Annotated in this window: 4 protein-coding genes and 1 pseudogene; 2 read left to right on the forward strand and 3 right to left on the reverse strand. The window is 66.6% G+C overall.

The genetic code is table 11. The annotated features are described in order from the left end of the window. Positions 1–27: 27 nt before the first annotated feature. Positions 28–2,817, reverse strand: a complete 2,790-nt coding sequence (gyrA, locus tag CXY91_RS09575) for a DNA gyrase subunit A (protein WP_282569369.1) — start codon at positions 2,815–2,817, stop codon at positions 28–30. 315 nt (positions 2,818–3,132) lie between these two features. Between gyrA and CXY91_RS09580 the strand changes: the two genes are divergently transcribed. After that, positions 3,133–3,765 (forward strand): MarC family protein, encoded by a 633-nt coding sequence (locus CXY91_RS09580; RefSeq protein WP_100960709.1) that lies wholly within the window; start codon positions 3,133–3,135, stop codon positions 3,763–3,765. Between the two features lie 23 nt (positions 3,766–3,788). Here CXY91_RS09580 and CXY91_RS09585 read toward each other — a convergent pair whose 3' ends face one another. Both CXY91_RS09585 and CXY91_RS09590 read right to left on the reverse strand, forming a co-directional pair. After that, positions 3,789–5,174, reverse strand: a complete 1,386-nt coding sequence (locus tag CXY91_RS09585) for a PepSY-associated TM helix domain-containing protein (protein WP_100960711.1) — start codon at positions 5,172–5,174, stop codon at positions 3,789–3,791. Positions 5,175–5,276: 102 nt separating this feature from the next. Next, positions 5,277–5,666, reverse strand: a complete 390-nt coding sequence (locus CXY91_RS09590; protein ID WP_091828563.1) for a hypothetical protein — start codon at positions 5,664–5,666, stop codon at positions 5,277–5,279. A 186-nt stretch (positions 5,667–5,852) separates the two neighbouring features. Here CXY91_RS09590 and CXY91_RS09595 point away from each other — a divergent pair. Further along, a pseudogene (locus CXY91_RS09595) lies at positions 5,853–6,230 on the forward strand (hypothetical protein); the annotation flags it as partial.

Raw genomic sequence — 6,230 nt, forward strand, 5'->3', positions numbered from 1 at the left:
AATGTTAGGAGAAGCCGATAGGGAGGCTCACGCCTCCCCGGCCGGCTCCTCACCTGCGCCATTCTCGGTCTCGCCGGCCTCGCCCTCTTCCTCGGACTCCTCGCCGATACGCTCGACCGAGACAACCTTCTCGCCTTCGGCCGTGTCGAAAATGGTGACGCCCTGGGTCGAGCGCCCGGCGATGCGGATCGGCTTGGGCCCTTCGACCGGGATCCGGATGACCTGGCCACCATCGGTGACCAGCATGATCTGGTCGGTGTCGGTCACCGGGAACGAGGCGATCAGCTTGCCGTTGCGCTCATTGACGACCATTGCGGTGATGCCCTTGCCGCCGCGCCCGGTGACCCGGTACTCGAACGACGAGGTGCGCTTGCCGTAGCCCTTTTCCGACACCGTCAGAATGAACTGTTCGGACGCGCCCATCTCGGCGTACTTGTCCTGGCCGAGTTCGATGTCGCCGGCAGCCTCTTCCGCATCGGCGACCGGCGCGGCCGCCTCGTCACCGTCGCCGGTCACGGCGCGGCGCGCCGCCGAAGCGAGCTTAAGGTAAGCGGCCCGCTCGTCCGGCGTCGCATCGAGATGGTGCAGGATCGCGAGCGAAATCACCTCGTCGCCCTTGGCGAGGTTGATGCCGCGTACGCCGGTCGAGTCGCGGCCCTTGAAGACGCGCACCTCCGGCACCGCGAAGCGGATGCTCTGGCCCTCGGCCGTGGTCAGCAGGACGTCGTCATGCTCGGAGCAGATCTGCACGTCGACGATGGAATCGCCCTCGTCGAGCTTCATCGCGATCTTGCCGTTGCGGTTGACCTGGACGAAGTCGGAGAGCTTGTTGCGCCGGACATTGCCGGTCTTGGTGGCGAACATCACGTCGAGCCGGCCCCAGCTCTCCTCGTCCTCCGGCAGCGGCATCACGGTGGTGATGCGTTCGTCCTTGTCCAGCGGCAGCATGTTGTTGAGGAATTTTCCGCGCGCATTGGGCGCCGAAAGCGGCAGCCGCCAGACCTTCTCCTTGTAGGCCTGGCCCAGCGAGGAGAAGAAGATGATCGGCGTATGCGTGTCGGCGACGAAGAGGCGGGTGACGAAATCCTCGTCGCGGGTCGACATGCCGGAGCGGCCCTTGCCGCCGCGCTTCTGCGCCCGATAGGTCGAGAGCGGCACGCGCTTGATGTAGCCGGCATGGGAGACGGTGACGACCATGTCCTCCCGGGCGATCAGGTCCTCGTCGTCGAGATCCGAGCCCCAATCGTGGATCTCGGTGCGGCGCGGCGTCGCGAAGGCGGTCTTCACCTCCAGGAGCTCGGTCTTGATGATCTCCTGGATGCGCACCCGCGAGCGCAGGATGTCGAGATAGTTGGCGATCTCCTTGGCGAGCTTCTCGAGCTCGTCGCCGATCTCGTCGCGGCCGAGAGCGGTCAGGCGGGCAAGGCGCAGCTCGAGGATCGCCTTGGCCTGCGCATCCGAGAGGCGGTAGGTACCATCCGCATTCATCGGGTGACGCGGATCGTCGACCAGCGCGATCAGCGGCGCGATGTCGTCGGCCGGCCAGTCGCGCGCCATCAGCGCCTCATGTGCGGCGGACGGAGTCGGCGCGGTGCGGATCAGCCGGATGACCTCGTCGATATTGGCGACGGCGGTGGCGAGGCCGCACAGGACATGGGCGCGCTCGCGCGCCTTGTTGAGCAGGTAGCGGGTACGCCGCGAGACCACTTCCTCGCGGAACTCGACGAAGGCCGAGATGAAGTCCTTGAGGTTCAGGACTTCCGGCCGCCCGCCGGTCAGCGCCACCATATTGGCGCCGAACGAGGTCTGCAGCGGCGTGAAGCGGTAGAGCTGGTTCAGCACCACATCGGCGACGGCGTCGCGCTTGATCTCGATGACGACGCGCACGCCCTCGCGGTTCGATTCGTCACGCAGGTCGGAGATGCCCTCGATCCGCTTCTCGCGGACGAGATCGGCGATCTTCTCGACCATCGTCGCCTTGTTCACCTGATAGGGAACCTCGGTGACGATGATCGCCTCGCGCTCCTTGCGCAGCTCCTCGATATGCGTCTTGGCCCGCATCACGATCGAGCCACGCCCGGTGTGATAGGCCGAATGGATGCCGCTGCGGCCCATGATCTGGGCGCCGGTCGGGAAATCCGGGCCTGGCACGATCGCGATCAGGTCGTCGATCGAAAGCTCGGGCTCGTCGATCAGCGCGATGCAGGCGTCGATGACCTCGCCGAGATTGTGCGGCGGAATGTTGGTCGCCATGCCGACGGCGATGCCGCCGGCGCCGTTGACCAGGAGGTTCGGATAGCGCGCCGGCAGGACCGTCGGCTCGTGCTCCTTGCCGTCATAGTTCGGCTGGAAGTTGACGGTGTCGAGGTCGAGATCTTCCAGCAGCGGCATCGCCGCCTTGTCGAGGCGTGCCTCGGTGTAGCGATCGGCCGCCGGGCTGTCGCCGTCCATCGAGCCGAAATTGCCCTGGCCGTCGATCAGCGGCAGGCGCAGCGAGAAGTCCTGCGCCATGCGCACCAGCGCGTCATAGACCGCGAGATTGCCGTGCGGGTGGTATTTACCCATCGTGTCGCCGACGATGCGCGCGCACTTCGTATAGGGTCGGTCGGGCAGGTTCTTGTTCTCGTGCATCGAGAACAGGATGCGCCGGTGCACGGGCTTGAGGCCGTCGCGGACGTCCGGGAGAGCGCGGCTCACGATCACGCTCATGGCGTAATCGAGATAGCTCTTCTTCATCTCGTCGGTGATCGCGATCGGCTTGATGTCGCCACCCGGCTGCGGGCCGTCGTCGCGCTTGTCGTCGTTGTCTTCGCTCAAGGGAAAAAGTCCCGTTTACCGCTGGTTTTTCAACGCTCTGGCTACCCGATTCCGGCGCATGAAGCCAGCAAAACGCGAATCTATTCAGAGAAAATAAAACCGTTTCATCGCAGCGACTTACGAGGCGTTTTTGATTCGCTTTCGCGTCGGCTCCCCAATCTCGCCATGTTTCCTGCGTGACGGGTGCTGCGGGCCGAGCCTAGAGTGCCCCGGCAAGCGCGGAATCGCGCCATCGTTCCGGACAAGCCGCCTCGCGGCGCAGCACCGGAATGGCGAGAGGACAACAAGAGCAGTGCAGTAAGCTCGGGGTGAGACATGTTCGCCGAATATCTCTCCTCCGCCCTCGTCACCTTGCTGGTGACGCTCGACCCGCCGGGGCTGGCGCCGATCTTCCTGTCGCTGACGCGCGGCATGTCGGCGAATGAGCGGCGGCAGGTCGCGGTGCGTGCCTGCATCATCGCCTTCTGCATCATGGCCTTCTTCGGCCTCGCCGGCGATGTCGTGCTGAAGGCGCTCGGCGTTTCGCTGCCGGCCTTCCGCATCGCCGGCGGTTTCCTGCTGTTCTGGATCTCGTTCGAGATGGTGTTCGAGCGCCGCAACGAGCGCAAGCAGCAGACCGCCGACACCGCGATCACCCAAGACCATATCCGCAATGTCGCCGCCTTCCCGCTGGCGATCCCGCTGATGGCCGGCCCCGGCGCCCTGACCGCGATGATGCTGCTCGCCGGCCGCGCCGACGGCGACATCGTGATGCTGTCCTCGCTCGCCGCGATCTGCGGGCTGGTGATCCTTTCCTGCCTCGTCGTCTTCCTGATGGCGGTGCCGATCGCGCGCCTGCTGGGCGTCACCGGCAATGTCGTGCTGACCCGCCTGCTCGGCGTCATCCTCGCCGCGCTGGCGGTACAGTTCGTCATCGACGGCATCAGGGCGGTGATCCGGAGCGGCTGAGCCGCCCCGGATCGAGCTTAGGCTCAGGCCGTTCGCGCCAACCGCCAGCGGGCGATGTCGACGAGCAGGAAGGCCACAAGGCTCACGCCCACCAGCGGCAGCGCCCAGCCCAAGCCCGCGGCAACGACGGCGGCAATCGCCTTGCCCGCCCAGCCAAGCCGCAGCCAGGCTTGGACCAGCGTGCGCGGCAGCGAGCCCGGCGCCGGTCGCTGGCGCCACCAGATCCGGTAGCCGAGCAATGTCGTCACGACGAGCGCGAGGCCGAGCCCCGCCATCAGCAATTGGTTCGGCCAGCCGAACAGGATGCCCATATGGGCGTCGATGCCCCAGCGGATCAGCTTGGCGATCAGCGGAAAAGTCTCGAAGTCGGCCCGGCTGACGACGGAGAGATCGCGCGGATCAAGCGCGACCGTGTCGACCTGCGTCGGCCAGCTCCGATCGTATTCGCGCACGAGCCAGGCCTGCCCCTCGGCCCGGGGCGGGCGCATCTCGACATGCGGAGAATCGATGCCGGCCGCCTTTGCGGCGGAAAAGGCCGCATCGAGCTGTCGAAAGCTCCCAGGCGCGTCCGAACCCACGGCCGAGCCATGATCGCCGTGATGGGCATGGGCGTCGGTAGCGGGCGCCGCGCCGAGCTTCAGCGAGACCGAAGGGGTCACCCAGCCGAGATTGGCCCGGAGCGCATCGATCCGGTCGCCTGCGTATTTCGACCAGGTCAGCCCGGTGATCGACAGGAAGACGAGGCCGAGCGACAGCGTCAGCCCGATCAGCCCGTGCCAGCGCCGGTCGCGCAGCGCAGGGTTCGTCCGCGCCCGCTCAGCGGCTCGTGGATGGCGCCGCCAGAACCACATCAGGACGCCGCCCAGAACCACCGCCCAGAGCCAGGATGCGGCAAGCTCGCTGTAGTTGCGGCCGAATTCGCCGAGCAGCAGGTTGCGATGCAGATAGTCGAGCTGCGTCCGGAACGGCAGGATGCCGCTGGTGCCGTAGACGATGAGGTCGCCTTTGATCGCCAGCGAGACCGGGTCGACGAAGATCGCCCGGCTTTCGGAATCGCCGAGACCGGCTTGAGCGAACATCACGCGCGTAGTCTGGCCCGCGGCTGGCGCGGGACGGATGGCGAAGAAGCGCGGCCCCTCGCCGATATGCGTTCGTGCGGCGGCAACCTGCGCAGCGAGCGAGGCCGGCTCGCCCGTAGCCGTCGCCGTCAGTTGCTCGCGGTAGATGAAACTCTCGATCTGCGGCGTCAGCACATAGAGCGTGCCGGTCAGCGCCGCGACGAGGATGAACGGACCGACGAACAGCCCGGAATAGAAGTGCAGCCTCGCGATGAAGGCCTTGAATTCGGACGATAATGCAAGGGTGCGGCCGGCATCGGCGCGCGTGCGGATATCCGCGTGAGCGGTCATGGCTGGGTTTCCCGAAATGGACCTGCCGAAATGCCGCCGGCGCGCTGGCCTGGCGGAGCATTCGGTCATTGCGGCGGAAGCGGCCTCAAGGCCGCCGCGGCGTCAGGTCCGAATGGGCGGTCCTCTCGGGCGTGCGGCGAGCCGCTCCTGCCCCGGCAGCGGCCGTTCGGTCAGATCGTCAAAGCCGACGATCGTGACGCCGGCCTCGACCTCCTCGAGGAGCGCCGGCCGGTCGGGCGGCGCATACGCCGCGCCGACCCAGGCGCAGCCGAGCAGGCAGCAGGCCGGCAGATGTGGCGCGGGCTCCTGCCCCGGCACCGGCACGCTCTCGGAACCGGGAGCGCACAGCGTCAGATGCGCGGCGCGATCGAGCAGCGCCGGCGCGAGACTCTGCCCGGAGACGAGCGCGCCGAAAAGCCCCTGCAGCACAAGCACATAGGCCGCGACTATCGCGACCCAGGATCTTGCTCTGATGGACTTGGCTGCGCTCAAGGACCGGCTCCCCGGCACCGTCGATAGCGACCTGCCTGACCGCTGTCCATCAGCCGAACCGCCGCAGCCGGGCACGTGCCGTGCCATCCTAATCATCGATGAATTCGCTCGCTCGACTTGCGCGCCGCAAGCGGACCGATTGCTTACACGTCGCTGCTATGCAGCTTGCAAGCAGAGAGGAGCATCATGCAGCGCATCACCAGCCTGGCCGCCATCGCCTTCGCAACAACATTCGCACAAGCTTCGGCCGCGGGGCTCGACGGCTCGCTCTGGAACCATAATGGTTCGACCGTCCTCGTCGACGAGGCTCGTGGCAGGATCGTCTATGACGAGCCCAAGGCCGCGATTGCCGGCACGGTCCGCGCCGGAACCTTGCTGTTCGAGGGACGCTTCAACGGCAAGCGGATCAGTGGTACCGCCTATGTCTTCAAGAAGGGCTGCGAGCCGGCCGCCTACCCGGTCGCGGGGATGATGGAGGACAATCCAAACGGCTTCGGCTCGCGGATCGTCCTGACCGGGCCGGCGCCGAAGCGCGACAAGGCCTCCTGCGCGATAATCGGCAGC

Origin of the sequence: Allobosea sp. FBZP-16, assembly GCF_002831785.1 — a bacterium.
GTDB classification, from domain to species: Bacteria; Pseudomonadota; Alphaproteobacteria; order Rhizobiales; family Beijerinckiaceae; genus Allobosea; species Allobosea lupini.